This is a genomic window from Parageobacillus toebii NBRC 107807 (assembly GCF_003688615.2).
GTDB lineage: Bacteria > Bacillota > Bacilli > Bacillales > Anoxybacillaceae > Parageobacillus_B > Parageobacillus_B toebii.
In genome coordinates, this window is sequence record NZ_CP049703.1 from 1,849,900 (window position 1) to 1,870,426 (window position 20,527).

The 20,527-nt window shown below is 40.9% G+C and carries 19 protein-coding genes; all 19 read left to right on the top strand.

The features are described from left to right. The first annotated feature begins 9 nt into the window (after nucleotides 1-9). Entirely contained in the window at nucleotides 10-603 is a 594-nt protein-coding gene (locus tag DER53_RS09615; protein WP_062753501.1) for an RsfA family transcriptional regulator, read from the top strand. Nucleotides 604-700: 97 nt separating this feature from the next. Further along, nucleotides 701-1,600 carry a 2-dehydropantoate 2-reductase gene (locus DER53_RS09620; RefSeq protein ID WP_062753632.1) on the top strand — a complete coding sequence of 300 codons (900 nt, stop codon included), beginning with the start codon at nucleotides 701-703 and terminating at the stop codon, nucleotides 1,598-1,600. Then, a complete protein-coding gene (locus DER53_RS09625) occupies nucleotides 1,593-1,979 on the top strand; it encodes a DUF3397 domain-containing protein (RefSeq protein WP_062753499.1) in 387 nt (128 codons plus the stop codon). Before DER53_RS09620 ends, DER53_RS09625 begins: the two co-directional genes overlap by 8 nt. A 102-nt stretch (nucleotides 1,980-2,081) precedes the next feature. Continuing rightward, complete coding sequence (gene bshC, locus DER53_RS09630) at nucleotides 2,082-3,710, top strand: bacillithiol biosynthesis cysteine-adding enzyme BshC (protein ID WP_062753497.1); 1,629 nt, start codon at nucleotides 2,082-2,084, stop codon at nucleotides 3,708-3,710. A gap of 334 nt (nucleotides 3,711-4,044) precedes the next feature. Continuing rightward, complete coding sequence (gene rsmH, locus DER53_RS09635) at nucleotides 4,045-4,977, top strand: 16S rRNA (cytosine(1402)-N(4))-methyltransferase RsmH (RefSeq protein ID WP_015863348.1); 933 nt, start codon at nucleotides 4,045-4,047, stop codon at nucleotides 4,975-4,977. A 43-nt stretch (nucleotides 4,978-5,020) separates the two neighbouring features. Next, nucleotides 5,021-5,374: a cell division protein FtsL gene (gene ftsL, locus DER53_RS09640; protein WP_015863349.1), complete on the top strand. Its 354-nt coding sequence runs from the start codon at nucleotides 5,021-5,023 to the stop codon at nucleotides 5,372-5,374. 6 nt (nucleotides 5,375-5,380) lie between these two features. Next, nucleotides 5,381-7,594 carry a penicillin-binding protein gene (locus DER53_RS09645; RefSeq protein ID WP_062753495.1) on the top strand — a complete coding sequence of 738 codons (2,214 nt, stop codon included), beginning with the start codon at nucleotides 5,381-5,383 and terminating at the stop codon, nucleotides 7,592-7,594. 71 nt (nucleotides 7,595-7,665) lie between these two features. Beyond that, nucleotides 7,666-9,606: a stage V sporulation protein D gene (locus tag DER53_RS09650; protein WP_062753493.1), complete on the top strand. Its 1,941-nt coding sequence runs from the start codon at nucleotides 7,666-7,668 to the stop codon at nucleotides 9,604-9,606. 128 nt (nucleotides 9,607-9,734) lie between these two features. Beyond that, the gene (locus DER53_RS09655) at nucleotides 9,735-11,207 is read left to right on the top strand and encodes a UDP-N-acetylmuramoyl-L-alanyl-D-glutamate--2,6-diaminopimelate ligase (RefSeq protein ID WP_062753491.1); all 1,473 of its coding nucleotides are present in this window, start codon (nucleotides 9,735-9,737) and stop codon (nucleotides 11,205-11,207) included. Next, nucleotides 11,201-11,656: a hypothetical protein gene (locus DER53_RS09660; RefSeq protein ID WP_062753489.1), complete on the top strand. Its 456-nt coding sequence runs from the start codon at nucleotides 11,201-11,203 to the stop codon at nucleotides 11,654-11,656. The genes DER53_RS09655 and DER53_RS09660 overlap by 7 nt, the downstream gene beginning before the upstream one ends. Next, on the top strand, nucleotides 11,650-12,624 hold the full coding sequence (mraY, locus tag DER53_RS09665) for a phospho-N-acetylmuramoyl-pentapeptide-transferase (RefSeq protein ID WP_062753487.1): 975 nt from the start codon (nucleotides 11,650-11,652) through the stop codon (nucleotides 12,622-12,624). Before DER53_RS09660 ends, mraY begins: the two co-directional genes overlap by 7 nt. Then, nucleotides 12,625-13,980 carry a UDP-N-acetylmuramoyl-L-alanine--D-glutamate ligase gene (gene murD, locus DER53_RS09670; RefSeq protein WP_062753485.1) on the top strand — a complete coding sequence of 452 codons (1,356 nt, stop codon included), beginning with the start codon at nucleotides 12,625-12,627 and terminating at the stop codon, nucleotides 13,978-13,980. Nucleotides 13,981-14,033: 53 nt separating this feature from the next. Beyond that, the gene (spoVE, locus tag DER53_RS09675; RefSeq protein WP_062753483.1) at nucleotides 14,034-15,134 is read left to right on the top strand and encodes a stage V sporulation protein E; all 1,101 of its coding nucleotides are present in this window, start codon (nucleotides 14,034-14,036) and stop codon (nucleotides 15,132-15,134) included. 176 nt (nucleotides 15,135-15,310) lie between these two features. Beyond that, nucleotides 15,311-16,222 (top strand): UDP-N-acetylmuramate dehydrogenase, encoded by a 912-nt coding sequence (gene murB / locus DER53_RS09680; RefSeq protein WP_062753480.1) that lies wholly within the window; start codon nucleotides 15,311-15,313, stop codon nucleotides 16,220-16,222. Between the two features lie 143 nt (nucleotides 16,223-16,365). Further along, nucleotides 16,366-17,160, top strand: a complete 795-nt coding sequence (locus tag DER53_RS09685) for a cell division protein FtsQ/DivIB (protein WP_062753478.1) — start codon at nucleotides 16,366-16,368, stop codon at nucleotides 17,158-17,160. After that, the gene (locus DER53_RS09690; protein WP_062753476.1) at nucleotides 17,141-17,848 is read left to right on the top strand and encodes a DUF881 domain-containing protein; all 708 of its coding nucleotides are present in this window, start codon (nucleotides 17,141-17,143) and stop codon (nucleotides 17,846-17,848) included. Before DER53_RS09685 ends, DER53_RS09690 begins: the two co-directional genes overlap by 20 nt. An 86-nt stretch (nucleotides 17,849-17,934) precedes the next feature. Further along, the gene (locus DER53_RS09695) at nucleotides 17,935-18,600 is read left to right on the top strand and encodes a DUF881 domain-containing protein (protein ID WP_167317823.1); all 666 of its coding nucleotides are present in this window, start codon (nucleotides 17,935-17,937) and stop codon (nucleotides 18,598-18,600) included. 1 nt (nucleotide 18,601) lies between these two features. Continuing rightward, nucleotides 18,602-18,964 carry a small basic family protein gene (locus tag DER53_RS09700; RefSeq protein WP_015863361.1) on the top strand — a complete coding sequence of 121 codons (363 nt, stop codon included), beginning with the start codon at nucleotides 18,602-18,604 and terminating at the stop codon, nucleotides 18,962-18,964. 283 nt (nucleotides 18,965-19,247) lie between these two features. Continuing rightward, on the top strand, nucleotides 19,248-20,522 hold the full coding sequence (ftsA, locus tag DER53_RS09705) for a cell division protein FtsA (RefSeq protein WP_062753472.1): 1,275 nt from the start codon (nucleotides 19,248-19,250) through the stop codon (nucleotides 20,520-20,522). The last annotated feature ends 5 nt before the right edge of the window (nucleotides 20,523-20,527 follow it).

A 20,527-nucleotide genomic window follows, 5' to 3' on the forward strand; every position in this document is an offset into this window, starting at 1 on the left:
GGGAAGAAGATGACAAGTGTACGTCAGGATGCTTGGACGCAAGACGAAGATTTGCTATTGGCAGAAGTCGTATTGCGCTATATTCGCGAAGGAGGTACGCAGCTTCAGGCTTTTGAAGAAGTAGGACAGCTTTTGTCACGCACCGCAGCTGCATGTGGCTTTCGATGGAATTCCTATGTTCGAAAGCAGTATAAAGAAGAAATTGAACTAGCGAAAAAACAGAGAAAGGAGAGAAAAAAAGAGGCTGCGGCTAGTGAAGAAAGAGAACGAAAAAGGAAAGAGGAAATAACAGACAAAAACTTGACGTGGTCTGATGTCATCACATTTTTGCAAACACATGGGCAAAAGGCGCATGATTCGCAAAGAATTGCGGATGAAAACCGTGCTTTAAAGAAAGACATGGAGCAATTACAACAAATGATTACAAAACTCCAAGCCGAGAAAGAAGCATTGCAAAAACAGCTATTTGCTGTTCAAGAGGAGTATAAAACATTGCTTGCCATTATGGAACGTGCAAGAAAAATGGCGGAGCTTGAAGAAGAACAAGAACGAAAAGCTCCACTCTCGGAAGAAGCGGTTCTAGAAAAAGTGGAAAAATCGTAAAAAGCTGACCCCATCGTCAGCTTTTTTTCTTAGCGGATAAATTGGCTATTTGCTAAAATAGGAATAGCATGGATTGATGGAAGGTGAGGAAGAAATTGTGAAAATTGGAATTGTTGGCGGCGGAGCCATTGGTCTATTAATCGCTGCTTATTTAAGTAATGAATATGAAGTCACTGTTTATACAAGACGTTCAGCACAAGCACAACGATTAATGAACGAAGGATTGCGGTTTGTGAAACGCGGAGAAACAAAGCGTATTTCACTTCAAGCCATGACATTTACGGAAGCGAACATTAACGATGATCTTGTTTTTATAACGGTGAAGCAGTATGATATTGCAACGATTATCAATCACCGAAACCTGTTTGATCAGGTGAAAACGGTTGTTTTTCTACAAAACGGGATGGGGCATATTAAGTTGCTTTCTCCACTCATGGAAAAAAATATTATTGTTGGAATTGTCGAGCACGGTGCACTCAAACATGATGATCGTACGGTAGAACATACAGGAATTGGAAAGATTGTGCTTGCAAGCTTGTATGGCACATTTGGACAAGCCGTAAATTTATCGGCAAAGAGCATCTCTGATTTTCCATTTGAATTTGCTAATAATTGGGAGAATATGTTAGTGAAAAAATTGATCGTGAATGCAGCCATTAATCCGTTGACAGCGCTTTTACGCATCAAAAACGGAGATTTGCTTAAAGTGAAACCATATTATGAAATGATGAAATTGTTGTTTTCCGAATTTAAGCAAGTGTTGCCGATCGAAGACGAACAAAAGGCATGGGAACATATTGTGAGTGTTTGTCAAAAGACAGCAGAAAATTATTCATCAATGTTAATGGACATTTCCCAAAACCGAAAAACAGAGATTGATGCCATTTTAGGCTATGTTTTAGAAAAAGGGAAAGAACTCGGGATTACGTTGCCGCTCTCACAATTTTTATTTTATGCCATAAAGGGGTTGGAAGAAGGGGGGACGAAAAATGAATGAGCTGTTTGCGCATCTGATCGCGGCATTCGTTACGCTGCCGTTATTGTCATTTTTCGTCGTTTACTTTTTTTCCCGCAAATTATTAAAAAGAAAACGAAAGTCGTTTTATGTGGCAGTGAATGTTTCGACACTTTTTTTTATTATTGCTGTTCACTTTTTGATTACTGTTCTTTCAGGAAAATCGTATTTATGGCACATTGTCTTCTTTTTACTGATCATGCACATGTTGATTTCGATCGGGTATTGGCGCAAAAAAGAAGATTTTCATTTTTCCGCTGTTTTTCGTTTGTTTTGGCGAGCGAACTTCTTATTGTTTTCCTCGCTTTATTTTAGTCTGCTTGTCTACGGAATGATTGTGAGAGTATCTAGCAATTTATAAATAAAAAATTGGGTGACAGTGAGCAACTGTTTTTTCATTTGCAAAAAAGAAATGCTATACTCATGTAAGAACATGATAAGATAAGAAAGGAAGTTTCTAAACATGGAAGTTCGGGAAATTTCTCTGGCTGCTACGACACCGTTAGCAACCGATTACATAAATGGTACTTTTCCGATTGAAAAAGGTTTTTCTTACTCCCTTCAGGCGGAAGATGTATTTTGGAGGCGGCTCGATGATATAAAAGGAAGAGAGTATCCACGCCGCGAACTTGTGGAATATTTACGTTCGTATCATCAGCGATTTCACGCGAGTTCCGAAACATTTTACAATATTGAAAAATTGCTTCATCCTGAAAGTGTAGTAGTAGTAGGCGGGCAACAAGCCGGATTATTGACCGGGCCGCTTTATACGATTTATAAAATTATCTCGATCATCAAGCTTGCTAAAGAGCAAGAAAGAAAATTAGGCGTGCCGGTCGTTCCGCTTTTTTGGATTGCTGGTGAAGACCATGATATTGCCGAAGTAAACCACGTGTACATTGCCGAAGATAGAAAAATTAAGAAATATGTTTACCCTGATATTCCGCAAGAAAAGCGTATGGTATCGGATGTACCATTAGATCATCAAGTTTGTTCCACTTGGATTACTAATATTGTGAAAACATATGGAGAAACAGAAACGACAAATAAGTTGCTTGATTTTCTATTCCAATGTTTAGACCAATCGAAAACGTTCGTTGACTTTTTTGCTTCTATCGTTTTACGTCTATTTGCTTCTGAAGGATTGGTTGTTCTTAATGCAGCCGATGTCCCGTTGCGCGCAATCGAGAGCAGCTTTTTTACTGCTTTGATTGAATGCCATCGCAAAGTGACGGATGCTGTTTTGCGAAAGCAGCATCAGCTTCGGCAGCTCGGATATAAAAATACGTTAGATATTCAGCCACATTGTGCAAACTTGTTTTATTATGATGGGAGACAACGGTGGCTGCTCGAGCATGATCCACAAAAAGAGGTATTTCATAGTAAAAAAGGAGAATTTGTTTTCTCCAAAGATGAATTAATACAACTTGCTAAAACCAAACCTGGCCATTTAAGCAATAATGTCGTGACCCGGCCGCTTATGCAAGAATTTTTGTTGCCGACATTGGCGTTTGTCGCTGGTCCTGGAGAAATTGCATATTGGGCAGAGCTGAAAGAGGCGTTTTCGATATTTGGTTTCAAAATGCCGCCAGTCATCCCGCGTGTCAACATCACTATTGTAGAACGCTCCATTCAAACCGATTTAGCTGAAATCGGGATCGATATCATGGATGTTTTCAAAGGACGGCTAGAAGAAGCGAAACAGCAATGGTTAGCGCAGCAAACTCGTTATCCGCTTGAAGAAATGTTTGCGAAAGCAAAAGCGGAAATCGAAGAAATTCATCGCCCGCTTCGGGAATTTGGAATGGAAATTGATCGCGGATTGGCGGGGTTGTTGACGAAAAATGCAACTCTTCTTCAAGCGCAAATCGATTTTCTTCAGCAAACGTTGCAACGAGCATTAATAAGGAAATATGAGGTGGAGTTGCGAAAATTTTCTCGCGTGGAAATGTCGTTAATGCCGAATCAAGCGCCTCAGGAGCGGATTTGGAATATTTTCTACTACATCAATAAATATGGGTTCAATTTTTTAGAGAAACTTTTACATCTTAATTACCAATGGAACGGCATGCATAAAATTGTATATATATAATAGTTTTTACAAGAAAAAGTCGAAAAGAAAAGTCCTGTTTTATGCAGGATTTTTTTTTATCAGAATGAAATAGTAGACATACAGAAATTAAAATGGAAATAAAAGTAAAATAACAAATATTAGTTCGTATTTATTGTGAGCTGCCGAAATACGACAAAAGTAAACAGAAGAAGACGAGTTTTTACAAAAAAAGCTAAAATTTTGTTGTGTTTTGCAGTATAATAAGTAAATGATCGCTCTATATGAATAACGAAGCTTTCCTAGCTGATTTTCCACGACGTTTATTTTCGTATACCATATGTTGCAGCAATGAGTGATTAAAGGTGGTGAACATGTGTTTCAACATACGACAGTGCTATTAAAGGAAGCAGTAGATGGACTCCATATAAAACCGGATGGAATTTATGTCGATTGCACCCTTGGCGGTGGAGGACATAGTGAATATTTACTTTCACAACTGTCAGAGGACGGAAGACTATTTGCGTTTGATCAAGATGATATGGCGATCGAGTATGCGAAAAAAAGATTAGCCCGTTATGAAAAACAGGTGACATTTATTCGCAGAAATTTTCGCTTTCTTGCGGAAGAGCTAACGGCGAGGGGAGTTCATAGAGTGGATGGAATTTTGTTTGACTTAGGAGTGTCCTCACCGCAGTTAGATACACCAGAACGAGGATTTAGTTATCACCATGATGCACCGTTAGATATGCGAATGAATCGCGAGCAATCATTAACGGCTTATGATATCGTTAATCATTGGCCATATGAGGAGCTCGTACATATCTTTTTCCATTATGGTGAAGAAAAATTTTCGAAGCAAGTGGCGAGGAAAATCGAAGAAGTTCGCAAAGAAAAGCGAATTGAAACAACCGGGCAATTAGTTGACATCATTAAAGAAGCTATCCCGGCGCCGGCAAGGCGAAGCGGAGGGCATCCGGCCAAACGAATTTTTCAAGCGATACGAATTGCCGTAAATGATGAGCTGCAAGCATTCAAAGAGGCGATTACACAGGCGATTGATTTATTAAAATCAGGTGGAAGAATTAGTGTTATTACGTTCCATTCATTAGAAGACCGCATTTGTAAAGTGGCTTTTAAAGAAGCAAGCCAAGGCCCACAGCTTCCTCCTGGGCTTCCGCTCATTCCTGATCAATACCGCCCGGCATTAAAAATTATCACGAAAAAGCCGATTGTCCCTTCCGAGGAAGAGATCGAACATAATCATCGCGCGCGTTCCGCAAAGCTGCGTATCGCCGAAAAGCTATGAACAAAAAACGATGTTGAATCACTAATGACAGGAGGGAAAAACAATGAATAATACGGCAGTAAAAATTCATGAACGACAACGTCCGTCATCACGTCCGCGCACTAGAAAGCAACGAAAGCTAAAAATTCGCTTTACGTTAGGGGAAAAGCTTTTATTCCTATCGTTTTGCGTATTTGCTATGTATGCAGCAGTGCATATTGTGTCCAATCAAGTGAAGATTTATCAAGTAAATAAAGAAATTCAACAGCTACAAGAAACGGTTCAAGAACAGAAAAAGCAAAATAATGATTTATATGTTGAAGTTCAACAATTAAGCACATATGAACGGATTTTGCAAAAAGCGAAAGAACTCGGTCTCTCACTAAACGAAAATAATGTAAAAGTTGTACAGGAATGATCGCCGATGGAAAGGAAAAAGCATAGCAATACACATAAAGGAGCAGCTATATTATTTTTCTTATTCAGTCTGCTCTTTTTTGTGTTATTGGCTCGTTTTATTCAGTTGCAGGTAACGGGAGTTGCTGATGGCCAAGTGTTAGCGGCAAAGGCGGAGGAAAAGTATAAACAAAAGCGAACGATCGAAGCAAAGCGCGGAACCATTTTTGACCGAAATGGCGAAGTGCTTGCTCAAGATGTGCCGTCATATACAGTTATAGCTGTCCTTGATCCAAAAATGACGACAGATCCTGATCATCCGAGACATGTTGTTGACCCACAAAAAACAGCAAAAAAATTAGCCCCATTGCTAAAGATGGATGTAGATGAAGTGAAACGAATTTTAACAAAAGATGCAAAACAAGTGGAATTTGGCGCAAATGGACGAAATATTAGCTATGAACTGAAAGAAAAAATTGAAGCATTAAATCTGCCAGGGATTGGGTTTATTCGTGATACAAAACGATTTTATCCAAATGGCAATTTTGCCTCGTACGTAATTGGTTACGTACAAAAAAATAATAAAAAAAATGAAACAGTTGGAAAAATGGGGATTGAGAAAAGCTTAGATAAGCATTTGCGTGAAAAAGACGGTTACGTATCTTTTGCCGGGGATATCAGCGGATTTCGCCTTCCAAATACGAAAGAAACCGTCGTTCCACCGGATAATGGAGCGAATGTTTATTTAACGATCAATCAAAAGATTCAAACGTTTTTAGAAGATGCGATGAACGATGTGGAAAAACAATATAAGCCGAAAAAAATAATTGCGATTGTTGCAGATCCGAAAACAGGAAAGATCTTAGCAATGGGAACAAGACCGAGTTTTGATCCAAATAAGCGCAATATACAAAACTATTTCAACGATGCGATTTCCTATCCGTATGAGCCTGGTTCGACAATGAAAATTTTTACGCTTGCGGCTGCAATTAATGAAGGTGTGTATAACGGGAATGAACAGTATCGGTCTGGCTATTATAAAGTGGGACCAAATATTATTCGTGACCATAACAAAGTAGGTTGGGGAACGATTACGTTTAACGAAGGAGTACAACGCTCTTCTAATGTCGCTTTTTCTATTTTAGTAAAAGAAAAGTTAGGAGAAGACCGCTTTTTGCAATATTTGCATCGTTTCCGTTTTGACAAAAAAACTGGTATAGACCTTCCAGGAGAAGCGGTAGGGCAAATTCATTACAAATATCCGATTGAAAGAATAACGACAGGATTTGGTCAAGGAACATCGGTGACACCAATCCAACAAATTCAAGCCGCAACCGCGATTGCAAACGGCGGAAAAATGATGAAGCCATATGTGGTCGATCGTATTGTTGACCCGGATACAGGAAAAGTGATTGCAAGAAACAAGCCAGAAGTAGTGGAACAACCAATTACAAAAGAAACGGCTAAACAAGTGTTAGATATATTAGAAACGGTAGTTACTTCGGAGAAAGGAACGGGGCGTCCGTATCAAATTGAAGGGTACCGAGTTGCTGGAAAAACAGGAACAGCACAAATTCCGTCACCAAGAGGAGGATATTTAACCGGCTATGAAAACTATATTTTCTCTTTTTTAGGAATGGCCCCGAAAGAAGACCCGCGTTTAATTATGTATGTCGCAGTTCAGCAGCCAAAACTATCCTATACGGAGACAGGGGCAGCTCCTGTTTCACATATTTTTACTAGCGTGATGAAAAATAGTCTTCAATATTTGCACATTCAGCCTTCTTCCAATAAGAAGGCGTCAAAAGAAAAATCAAAAGGAATTGAAATCGGTTCTTACGCGGGTCGTTCTACAGAAGAAGTAGTGAAAGAACTAAAGGAAAAAGGGCTTGTCCCAATTGTAATTGGAAATGGGCGGCAAATTGAAGAACATGTACCGTTATCTGGTGATAAAGTAATCGCTGGAGAGCGGGTTGTGCTAAAAACGGACGGGGAAGCAGTGATGCCGGATGTGCGCGGCTGGTCGCTAAGAGATGTGATGAAAGTAGCGGAACTGCTAGAGCTTCGTCCGAGCACGAAAGGAAATGGGTATGTCGTCAGCCAAAATATTCGGCCAGGTGCATTAGTAAAGAAAGGTGATTACTTAATTGTAGAATTAGAAGAACCGCGAAAATGGAATGAGAGAATGGAACAAGAACAAAAAGAAGCATCCGAGAAAAAAAGCGACGGACCAGTGGATTGATTTAAGACGTTCTATAATGAAGCGTACAAGCATATAGTGGAACGAGCCTATCACAAAGGAGGTTCCACTATATGCGTGTTTCCCACGTCACTGTCCGCAAACGGCTAATGATCGTGTTTCTAGTTGGGGTGTTTATTTTTGCGATTATTGACATTCGTCTCGGATATGTTCAATTTATATTAGGTGATATGTTAACAGAAAGAGCGAAAGATTCATGGAGCCGAAATATTCCATTTGAGCCGAAGCGCGGAGAAATTTTGGATCGCAATGGCGTTCCGCTCGCTACGAATATGAGCGCTCCAACAGTATACGTCATTCCGCGCCAGATTGAAAATCCGGCCGAGACGGCAGAAAAGTTAGCGAAAGTGTTAAATATGCCCGTCGAAAAAGCGTATAAACATATTACGAAAAAAACGTCGATCGAGCGCATTCCAGAAGGTAGGAAAATATCGAATGAAAAAGCAAAAGAAATTCGGGCACTCGGCTTAAAAGGGGTATATATCGCGGAAGATACGAAACGTTATTATCCGTTCGGCAGTTATTTGTCCCATGTTTTAGGATTTACCGGCATCGATAACCAGGGCTTGATGGGATTAGAGCTCTATTATGATAAAGAATTGAGCGGTCAACGCGGTTCGGTGCAATTTTATTCGGACGCAAAAGGAAAAAGAATGCCTAATATGGCAGATGATTATACGCCGCCAACAGATGGGTTAAATTTGGTGCTTACGATTGATTCGCGTATCCAAACAATCGTGGAGCGGGAACTCGATATTGCCGAAGCAAAGTATAATCCAGACGGCATTATTGCAGTTGCAATGAACCCGAATACGGGAGAAATTTTGGCAATGGCGAGCCGTCCAACATTTGACCCGGCAAACTATCGAAACGTCCCAGCGGAAATTTATAACCGCAACTTGCCGATTTGGAGTACGTATGAACCTGGTTCGACGTTTAAAATTATTACGCTTGCTGCGGCGTTGGAAGAAAAAAAAGTAAATTTATTGAAAGATCATTTTTATGATCCAGGATATGTAAAAGTTGCCGGTGCAACATTACGTTGCTGGAAAAAAGGCGGGCATGGATCGCAAACTTTTTTAGAAGTTGTGCAAAACTCTTGTAACCCAGGTTTTGTAGAGTTAGGGGAACGCCTTGGGAAAGAAAAATTGTTTCACTACATTAAGGAGTTTGGCTTTGGTGAAAAAACAGGCATTGACTTGCAGGGGGAAGGAACCGGAATTTTATTTGATTTGAAACGCGTTGGGCCTGTCGAACAAGCAACAACGGCCTTTGGGCAAGGGGTGTCGGTGACACCGATTCAGCAAGTGGCAGCTGTTTCTGCGGCAGTAAATGGTGGAATTTTGTACACGCCATATATTGCGAAGCAATGGGTTGATCCTGAAACAGGAAAGGTAGTAAGCCGCAATACACTAAAGGCGAAGCGACGCGTTATTTCCGAGGAAACGTCGAAACAAATTCGTTATGCTCTAGAGAGCGTTGTTGCACAAGGGACAGGAAAAGGTGCCTATGTAGAAGGGTATCGTGTTGGCGGAAAAACAGGAACAGCACAAAAAGCGAAAGGCGGCCGATATTTAAAAGATAATCATATCGTTTCTTTTATCGGATTTGCACCGGCGGATGACCCACAGCTTGTCGTTTATGTTGCTGTCGACAATCCGAAAGGAACGGTTCAATTCGGTGGTGTCGTCTCTGCTCCAATCGTCGGAAAAATTATGGAGGATAGTCTACGTACACTTGGCGTGAAACCACGCAAAGGCCAAATAGAAAAAGAACGGGCGTGGAATGATCCGAAAATGGTCGAAGTTCCAAATTTAATCGGCTTATCAAAAAAAGACTTGCAAGAGCAACTTTTTAACTTAAAATTAGATGTTAGTGGAGAAGGTGATGTTGTTATTGAGCAAGCTCCAGAACCTGGGGTGAAAGTGAAAGAAGGTTCCACTATTCGCATTTACTTAGCATCAAAGACGTCTTCTAAAAAAGAAGTTCGATGAAAGCGATCAATATATCGATGTATCAAGGGGGCGGCTGATGTAAGTTGTCATATATCCTATCTCGCCCCTTTTTTCCGCTTTTCATTGTTTTCTTCTAAAGGACTATGAAGCGAAAGGAATGAACAAAAATGAAGCTGCAGACGCTGCTTTCGTATTTGCATGATTTTACAACGTATGTCGGTGAAAACCCGACAATTACTTCCATTGAAATGGATTCGAGAGAAGTAAAAAAAGGATCATTATTTATTTGCATCAAAGGATTTACAGTGGACGGCCACGATTTTGCGAAACAGGCAGTCGAAAATGGTGCTGTAGCCATCATTGCCGAACGACCACTTGATGTAGATGCGCCCGTTATTGTCGTTCGTGATAGCCGGCGCGCAATGGCGGTGCTTGCCGATGCGTTTTACGGACAGCCGACCCATCAGTTACATTTAATCGGGGTTACGGGCACAAATGGGAAAACGACAACGACTCATATAATAGAGCACATCGCTAGAAAGGCGAATAAAAAAACGGGGCTAATTGGAACGGTGCATATTAAAATTGGCGATGATACGTATCCAACGAAAAATACGACGCCAGAATCGTTGCTGTTGCAACGAACGTTTAAACAAATGGTGGACGAAGGTGTCGATGTTGCGGTCATGGAAGTGTCTTCGCATGCCCTTCATATGGGACGCGTGCACGGCTGTGACTATGATGTTGCTGTGTTTACTAATTTAACGCAAGATCATCTCGATTACCACGAGACAATGGAAGAATACCGCAATGCGAAAGGATTGCTGTTTTCCCAGCTCGGAAATCGTTATGATCACAAACGGCCAAAGTTTGCGGTATTAAACAACGATGATCCTGCTTCACAATATTATAAGCATATGACGGCTGCAACCGTTATTACATACGGAATTGAAACAGATAGCGATATTATGGCAAAGCGAATTGATATTGTTCCAAGCGGAATGTCGTTTGATCTGATCACACCGCACGGTACTGTTCGGGTCAAAACAAGGTTAATCGGATTGTTTAACGTATATAATTTGCTCGCAGCTGTTTCCGCCTCTCTTGTGTCTGGTATTCCATTTTCTGTTATTGTAGAGGCGATTGAAGAAATTTCTGGGGTTGCGGGACGGTTTGAAACAGTCGATGAAGGGCAAAACTTTACAGTAATCGTTGATTATGCTCATACGCCAGATAGTTTGGAAAATGTCTTAAAAACAATTCGGCAATTTGCTCAGAAAAAAGTTTACGTTGTTGTTGGCTGCGGCGGTGACCGAGACCGTACAAAACGGCCGCTTATGGCAAAAACAGCGGTCAAATACGCCGATGTGGCCATTTTCACTTCTGATAATCCGCGTTCCGAAGAGCCTGAACAAATTTTGCGCGATATGGAAGCAGGTGTTTCCAGCGAGCGTTATGTAACGATTGTCGATCGCAAGGAGGCGATTTATTACGCGATTGAACAAGCGCAAGAAGGAGATATTATTTTAATCGCAGGCAAAGGGCATGAAACGTACCAAATTATTGGCGATCGCGTCATTGATTTTGATGATCGGCTTGTTGCCCGGGAAGCGATTAAGGAGCGGAAGAACATATGTTGACATATGAAATGGTCAAACGGTTATGTAAACAGGCTCGTGGCATTGTCGATGATGCGATTACGTTTCACCATGTGTTTGTAGATCCTTATGAACATGCCCCAAAAGGGTTATTCGTTCCGCTTGGGCATGGGATGGAAACGTTAAAAATTGCGATTGAACATGGAGCAATCGCCGCGTTTTGGCAAGAAGGCGATGAATTGCCGCGTTACATTCCAAATCAGTTTCCGGTCTTTTTTGTTTCATCACCAATTCAAGCATTAGAGGAGCTTTTAGATATGTATGGGCAATGGGAAAACAATAAGAGCGAAAAAACAAAGTTTAACCTTACCATTTCTGCTCATAATGAACAAAATCATTCATATGATATAGCGGTGCTCGCTGCTCTTAAACGGCTGCAACAGAAATGGATGCGTGTTCAAGGACAAGAAGGATGTGACCGATCATGCTAGAGCAAGTCATTGTTTTAGCCATTGTTCTTTCCTTTCTGATTACTGTTATATTATCGCCATTGTTTATTCCGTTTTTAAGACGGTTAAAATTCGGGCAAAGCATACGGGAAGAAGGACCGAAATCGCATCAAAAAAAATCAGGCACCCCGACGATGGGAGGTATTATGATTTTACTTTCCATCGTTGTGACAACGTTATTGATGACGAGAAAATTTGCAACTCTTTCCGTTGAAACATATTTATTGCTTTTTGTAACGATTGGTTATGGATTGCTTGGCTTTTTGGATGATTTTATTAAAGTGGTGATGAAACGGAATCTTGGGTTGACGAGCAGACAAAAGTTAATTGGGCAATTAATTATTGCAATTGTTTTTTATTTTGTATATCAGCGCAGTGGTTTTTCTACTGCCTTACATATTCCAGGGACAGATCTTTCTATTAATCTTGGCTTTGGATATGTGTTATTGCTTATTTTCATGCTTGTCGGCGGTTCGAATGCGGTCAATTTAACCGATGGGCTCGATGGTTTATTGGCTGGGACAGCGGCCATTGCTTTCGGCGCTTATGCCGTTCTTGCCTGGAACCAAGGCCAATATGATATCGCTATTTTTTGTGTTTCCGTTGTTGGGGCTGTACTAGGATTTTTAGTATTTAACGCCCATCCAGCAAAAGTATTTATGGGAGATACCGGGTCGCTTGCGTTAGGCGGCGCGATTGCTACAGTGGCAATTTTAACAAAGTTGGAAATATTGCTTGTTGTTATTGGCGGTGTATTTGTTATCGAAACACTGTCCGTTATTATTCAAGTCATTTCATTTAAAACAACGGGAAAACGTGTATTTCGCATGAGCCCGTTGCACCATCATTATGAGTTGATTGGCTGGTCGGAGTGGCGTGTTGTCGTCACATTCTGGGCAGTCGGCTTATTATTTGCAATGCTAGGAATCTATATCGAGGTGTGGATTTAATTGAAACAGGCAGCTTTCTATCAACAACGTCAGGTGTTAGTCATTGGTTTGGCAAAAAGCGGATTTGCAGCGGCAAAACTGCTTCATGAGCTAGGTGCCAACGTCACGGTAAATGATCAAAAGACGTTTGAAGAAAATAAAGAAGCGCAACAGCTAGAACAAATGGGAATCCGAGTGATTTGCGGCGGGCATCCGCTTGAGCTCTTGGATGAGCCGTTTGATTTTGTTGTGAAAAACCCTGGCATTCCATATACGAATCCAATGGTAAAAAAAGCAATGGAAAAAGGATTGCCCGTTGTCACAGAAGTGGAGTTAGCGTATCACATTTCGGAGGCACCTTTTATTGGGATTACAGGTTCCAATGGAAAAACAACAACAACAACATTAATTTTTGAGATGCTGCGTGAAGGAGAAAAACGCCCGCTGCTTGCGGGAAATATAGGGATGGCTGCTTGTGAAGTGGCAAAAAAAGCGGAAGCAGGCAATTGGCTTGTAACGGAACTTTCCTCCTTCCAGCTAGCGGGAATTCGCGATTTTTGCCCGCGTATTTCCGTTTTATTAAACATTTTTGATGCCCATTTAGATTACCATGGTTCAAAAGAAGCTTATGCACAGGCAAAAGCAAATATTTTTAAAAACCAGACAAATGATGATTATGCGGTCATTAATGCAGATGATGAACTTGTGATGCAGCTTGCTGAGAACATTCATGCACAAAAAGTTACTTTTTCGACAACAAAAGTGTTAGACCGCGGTGCTTATATAAAAGATGGTTTGATCTATTGGAACGATGAAGCGGTAATTGCTGTTGGCGATATAGTGCTTCCAGGAAAACATAATTTGGAAAATATATTGGCAGCTGTTTCTGTGGCAAAATTAGTAGGCGTAGACAATAAAGCTATTTCCCAAGTCTTAACGGCATTCACAGGGGTGAAGCATCGGCTTCAATATGTTGCTACTATTAATGGGAGAAAGTTTTTCAATGACTCCAAAGCAACCAATATTCTTGCGACACAAAAAGCACTGTCCGCTTTTGAAAAAGATGCTGTCATCCTTTTGGCAGGTGGGCTAGACCGCGGCAATGAGTTTGATGGCCTTCTTCCTTATTTGCATAACGTAAAAGCAATCATATTGTTTGGCCAAACCGCGCCAAAAATAGCTCGTGTCGCTAAACAGGCAGGAATAGAAACGATTGAATATGTCGATAATGTGGAAAAAGCTGTACCAGTTGCTTATCAACTATCCGAACCAGGTGATGTCATTTTACTGTCGCCGGCATGTGCAAGCTGGGATCAATATAAAACTTTTGAACAAAGAGGAGACATTTTTATCAATGCCGTGCATAAGTTGAAATAGAGAGAAAGGACAGCCTTTTCTCTCCTAGTTTAGAAAAGTAGAGGTGTTGGGCATTGCCGCGGAAAAAGTCTACGCCTGATTTTTTGCTGATTATCCTTACGTTTTCGTTGTTGGCAATTGGGCTTATTATGGTGTATAGCGCCAGTGCCATTTGGGCGGAATATAAGTTTCATGATTCGTTTTTCTTTGCAAAACGTCAGCTTTTGTTTGCCAGCGCGGGAGTCATTGCAATGTTCTTTATTATGAATATTGATTATTGGACATGGCGCGACTGGTCGAAAGTGCTTATTATCGTCTGTTTTTTGTTGCTTGTTCTCGTATTAATCCCCGGAGTCGGAATGGTTCGCAATGGATCACGCAGCTGGATTGGTGTTGGGGCGTTTTCCATTCAGCCGTCCGAATTTATGAAACTTGCAATGATTGCCTTTTTGGCAAAGTACTTGTCGGAAAACCAAAAAAATATTACATCGTTTAAACGAGGATTGCTTCCCGCTTTGGCACTTGTGTTTTTTGCGTTTGGAATGATCATGCTTCAACCGGACTTAGGAACCGGCACCGTAATGGTCGGCACATGTATTGCAATGATTTTTGTTGCTGGTGCGCGCATCAGCCATTTTATCGGATTAGGAATACTTGGACTGGCAGGATTTGCTGCTCTTGTTTTGTCAGCGCCATATCGAATTAAGCGGATTACTTCTTTTTTGAATCCTTGGGAAGATCCGCTTGGAAGCGGGTTTCAAATTATTCAATCGCTATATGCGATTGGCCCTGGAGGTTTGTTTGGCTTAGGGCTGGGACAAAGCCGACAAAAGTTTTTTTATTTGCCTGAGCCGCAAACTGACTTTATTTTTGCGATTTTAGCAGAAGAACTTGGGTTTATTGGCGGGTCGCTTGTTTTACTTTTATTTAGCTTGCTGCTTTGGCGCGGAGTGCGTATTGCACTTGGGGCGCCGGATTTGTATGGAAGTTTTCTTGCCATCGGCATTATTTCGATGGTGGCCATTCAAGTAATGATTAATATCGGCGTTGTTACAGGATTAATGCCGGTAACGGGAATTACGCTGCCGTTTTTAAGCTATGGTGGTTCATCATTAACGCTTATGTTAATGGCAATTGGGGTTTTACTAAACATTAGCAAGCATGCAAAATATTAATAAAACCAATTCGTTGCGTTGCATCCAACAACCAAAAAACAAAATGTTCAAGTTTCATCGATCTAGAAGGGTATCTCTCAAATTAGAGAGACACCCTCTCATTTTGTTAAGGTGACATCTGCGATGAAAGGAGCATACGTATATACATAGGCGGTTTGGGAAAGGAGATGAAAGCCATGAAGGCAATGGTAAATGAATTATTAAGCGCTAACGTTGGGAAAGTGAAGGAAATGGAACCTTTATCGAACCATACGACGATAAAAGTTGGCGGCCCTGCAGATGTATTGATCGAACCAGATAGTGTAGAAAACCTGAAAAAAACAATGGCGATTATAAAAAAGCATGAAGTGCCATGGCGCGCGATTGGCCGTGGTTCGAATTTACTTGTTTCTGACGAAGGGGTCGAAGGGGTTGTAATCAAAATTGGCGAAGGGTTAGATGAATTACATGTTGATGGGGAAACCGTTACGGTCGGTGGAGGATACTCATTAGTACGCCTTGCCACGTTAATGAGCAAACAAGGGTTGTCTGGTTTAGAATTTGCCGGCGGAATTCCTGGATCGGTCGGGGGAGCTGTTTATATGAACGCGGGGGCGCACGGCTCCGATATGTCACAAATCGTAAAAAGGGCGTTAATTTTATTTCCAGACGGGATGATGGAATGGCTGACGAATGAGGAAATGCAATTTGCGTATCGCACTTCTGTGTTGCAAACAAAAAGACGTGGAATTTGTATAGCAGCGGAACTTCAGCTTACTTCCGGGAACCGTGAAGAAATTGTTGCAAAAATGAGGAAAAACAAAGATTATCGCCGTGAGACACAACCGTGGGATAAACCTTGTGCGGGCAGCATATTTCGCAATCCTTTGCCGCAATATGCTGGAAAACTGATTGAAGAGGCTGGTTTAAAGGGATATACGATTGGCGGCGCGAAAATTTCTGAACAGCATGCCAATTTTATCGTTAATACAGGAAAAGCAAAAGCAAAAGATGTACTGGACTTAATTCAGTTTGTGAAAAAAACGATTCATGAATTGCATGGCATTCATTTGCGGACAGAAGTAGAAATTATTGGCCGGAAGTTGTAAAATCTATCTCTCTATATATTATAATGCTATGATATAATAAAATTGAGTTTGTCCATGTTTATCAAACATAGAAATACAACGGCATCGAGGTGTGCCGTTTGTTTTTATAGATGTGCTTTCGAGCTTATGTCGGAAAGCGGTGAATGGCTTTGGAAAAAGGAAAAAAAATCGTTGTTCTTGAGGAACGGGTGCCGAAATTAAAGGAACGGCGGAGACAAAAAGCGAATCGTCGTTTAATCGCGTATATCTCTTTCTTTTTTCTTCTCATTTTATGCATGATTTATTTTCAATCACCATTAAGCTATGTCCGTCATATTCAAGTAAACGGAAATCATCATCTTTCCGCAAAACAAGTGATACAGTTAAGCGGCATCACAAAACGGACAAGCTTTTGGAAAGTAAAAGAAGACGAAATTAAGCGGAATGTGGAGAAACATCCGGAAGTGAAGAGCGTATCATTGGAAAAACATTTCCCAAATACGATCATCATTCATGTGAAAGAGCGGAGGAGAATCGCTTATATTTATGACCAACAAACATTTTTTCCGCTTTTAGAAAATGGTTACATACTAAAGAAACACACATCAAAAACCGCGCCAAGCGATGCGCCGATTTTAATTAATTGGAAAAAGGGAGAAGATATTCAAGAAATCGCAGGACAGTTGGCGCAGCTTTCCCCATCGATATTAAACGCCATTTCTGAAATTCATTATACACCGAGCGATGATAACCGTTATCATATTACTGTTTATATGAATGATGGTTTTGAAGTGAGTGCGAACGTACAAAATTTTGCCGATAAAATGTCATTGTATCCGTCTATTGTCCAGCAATTAGATCCAAACGTAAAAGGGGTAATCCATTTAGAAGTAAGCAATTATTTTACCGCTTATAAACAACCGAAAAAGGAGGATGACAATGACAAAGCGGAAAGGTAACCGTGTCATCCTTTCTTTTATCTGTTTTATACTAGGATCTATGCTGGCGTTTTCTTATCAATATACAAAAAGGGAAGCATCAAAGCGAAATATAACAGATCGGCAATGGCAAAAGGAGTATGATTACCGAGAGCGAGTGATTAAGATACAGAAAGAAAATCGACGATTAAAAAACGAGTTAGTACAAAAACAAAATGAAGTTGTGGAGATGGAAAAAGCGTTGGCAGAACAACAAACATCGTATACGGATTTGGCAAAACAAGCAGAAAAACTACGCATGTATGTTGGAGAGGCGAAAGTAAAAGGAAAAGGAATTGAAATAACGTTATCGGATGCATCTTATATTCCTTCTGAACAAAGTGCGACAGACTACATTGTTCACGAACAACATGTCTTTAAAGTCATTCATGAGCTGCTCATTTCCGGAGCAGAAGCAATCGCCATTAATGGGCAACGAATTTCCCATCGTTCGTACATTGTTTGCAATGGTCCCGTAATCGAAGTAGATGGCACGCAACACGCAGCCCCTTTTGTCATCTCCGCAATTGGCAATCCAACGGTTCTCGCTTCCGCTTTGAACATTCCCGGCGGGGTAAAGGATCAGCTTATTCAAGATAACATAATTGTAAGGATTGCTAGTAAAGATGAAATAGTGTTAGATCCTATCTTTCATGCTAATCATCCATAAATTGCCTCGGCAGAAAGAATGGTGAAGATGATTGGAACGGAAAAAAAACGATCTATTTTACTTGTATTACGACCATTTTTGGATTTATGCTAGCTGTTCAACTTCAGACAACGTCACATCCTAAAGTTCGCGATACACGTGATATTTGGGAGCTGCGCGCTGATTTAAAAAAAGAACAACAATTGCAGCGACAACTTGTATTAGAAATCGGGGATTATGAGGAAAAATTACGGAATTACAAGCAAAAGCAGCGATCTAATCAAGAAGCCGTTTTGCATGAAACAGTAAGTGAATTGGAACAGGAAGCTGGTTTGACAAAAATAGAAGGTCTAGGAATTGTTTTGACAATTGAACCATTTTATTCGGATCATTACGTAGGTCCCATTGCGGAAACGGTGTCGCCTGAACTGTTGCACCGGCTTATTAATGAATTAAACATGTACGGTGCGAAAGAAATTGCTATTGCCGAGGAGCGGATTACAAACACGACGGCGATTCGCGATGTTAATGGTGCGACGAAAATCGGAGATAGCAAAATCTCTTCATTGCCAATTACAGTAAAAGTAATCGCAGATGATGCAAAAATGTTATGTAATCGTTTAAAAGTATCGACAATTCGTGATGATTTTGTCGTTGAAAATTTGCAGCTTACAATTTCTGAACCGTTGACATCAGTGGTTATTCCGCCGTCTAAAGAAAAATGGAACGTGAAATATATGGAAACGGTAAAAGCCGAAAAGGAGGAGAAATAATATGTGGCTCCCGCTCATCGGCTTATTCGTTGGCTTAATAGTAGGATTTTTGAGCGATTTGCGCGTCCCTGACGAATATTCCAATTATTTATCCATTGCAATCCTTGCTGCATTTGATACATTAATTGGTGGACTCCGCGCCCATTTACAGCAAACATATGACGAAATAGTATTTATAACAGGATTCTTTTTTAACATTATTTTGGCTACAACTTTAACTTTTCTTGGTGTCCATCTTGGTGTAGACTTGTACTTAGCAGCTGTATTTGCATTTGGGGTGCGCCTTTTTCAAAATATCGCTGTCATTCGCCGCCTCCTTCTTGCCGAATGGATGGAAAGGCGACAGAACCGTGAAAAAAGTTAATTGGAAAAAAGGGAAAGTTTCTTAAAATGTTGAATATATGGAGTAAAAAATGATTGGTTCGCTTTTTAACATTGCTGATGATAAGCAAGCGTATCCGTTATAGATTAAAAGATGAATAGAGAATAACGCAATTGTGTGGCATATACGAGATATATAAATTTCAGCTTAAAGGAGGTGTCACTGCTTACTAAAATACGTAATAGGGCCGCAAGAAAATGGATGAGAAGCCACAGTTGCAGACGGAAGCGGTGCATATACGATTTTAGTAGGCAGGTACCAAAAGATGAGCAGCAATGAGATCATCGTTAGTCTTGACATTGGCACGTCCAGTGTTAAAGTCATAATCGGAGAAATGCTAAATGAATCTATTAACATTATTGGAGTAGGAAATGTAAAATCGGAAGGACTTAAAAAAGGGTCCATAGTGGATATAGATAAAACGGTGCAATCGATCAAAAGAGCGGTTGAGCAAGCGGAACGGATGGTTGGTTTAACGATCCGCCGTGTCATTGTTGGTGTGACGGGCAATCATGTCCAGCTTCAAGACTGCCACGGCATCGTTGCTGTTTCCAGTGAAAACCGCGAAATTACCGATGAAGATGTTGCGCGCGTGATGGATGCCGCGCAAGTCGTATCGATTCCTCCAGATCGGGAAATTATTGGCGTGATTCCGCGGCAGTTTATCGTTGATGGGTTAGATGGCATTAACGATCCGCGCGGAATGCTCGGTGTCCGTCTTGAAATGGAAGGAACGATTATTACCGGTTCGAAAACGATTTTACATAACTTACTCCGCTGTGTAGAAAGAGCTGGACTGGAAATAAGCGATATTTGCCTGCAGCCGCTTGCTGCTGGTTCTCTTGCTTTGTCAAACGATGAGAAAAACTTAGGGGTGGCGTTAGTCGATATCGGTGGCGGTTCCACGACTATCGCTATTTTCGAACAAGGATTTTTACAGGCCACTTCCGTTTTGCCAGTAGGAGGGGATCATATTACAAAAGATTTATCGATCGGGCTCCGAACATCGACGGAAGATGCAGAAAGGATTAAACTAAAGCATGGACATGCTTTTTATGACTATGCTTCTGAAGAAGAAGTATTTATCGTGCCGGTTATCGGGACTGATCAGCATCAGCAATTTAGTCAATTAGACATTGCCGATATTATTGAGGCAAGGCTGGAAGAAATTTTTCAAATGGTTCAACATGAAATCCGCAAGCTAGGATTTCGTGATTTGCCAGGCGGCTATGTGCTAACTGGCGGAGTAGCAAATATGCCAGGAATATTAGAATTGGCTCATGTCGTATTAGGAAGCAGCGTTCGCATTGCTATGCCTGATTATATAGGTGTGCGCGATCCACAGTATACGACAGGAGTAGGGCTGATCAAGTTTGCTTATCAACAAGCGATGCTGCAAGGGAAATCGGTTCCTGTTGCTGCATCGGTTGCGGAGCCTGTTGAAAAACATCCGCAAAAGCAATCACAACCGAAACAAAAAAAGAAAGAAGCGACTCTTGGAAAAAAAGTAAAAAAATTTTTCGGGTATTTCTTTGAATAGAGATT